The following is a 237-nucleotide window of genomic DNA, read 5'->3' as shown; positions in this document are numbered from 1 at the left end:
TCTGGAGGCCGTGCAACAGGCCATTGCGGCGCTGGAGCCCGAGGTACGCGCCCAGCACGCGAAAATTGCCGCTGAAGTGCGAATCATCCAGGGCCTTATGATCGGCCTGATCCTACTTATCGCCCTGCTGATCGACACCTTGCAACGCCGCCTGGCGCGCACCCTGACCGGCCTGGCCCCTGCCCTGTCGCGCTGGGCCGAGGGTGATTTCGCCGAGGCCATCGCCCTGGGGAGGAC

Annotated in this window: 1 pseudogene; it reads left to right on the top strand. The window is 66.7% G+C overall.

Going from position 1 to position 237, the window contains the following annotated elements:
• Positions 1-237, top strand: a pseudogene (locus FQ664_RS26915) (methyl-accepting chemotaxis protein); the annotation flags it as partial.

Origin of the sequence: Pseudomonas persica (assembly GCF_900291015.1) — a bacterium.
GTDB lineage: Bacteria > Pseudomonadota > Gammaproteobacteria > Pseudomonadales > Pseudomonadaceae > Aquipseudomonas.
The sequence above is the reverse complement of the archived record's forward strand: the minus strand, read 5'-3'. Positions and strand labels throughout refer to the sequence as shown.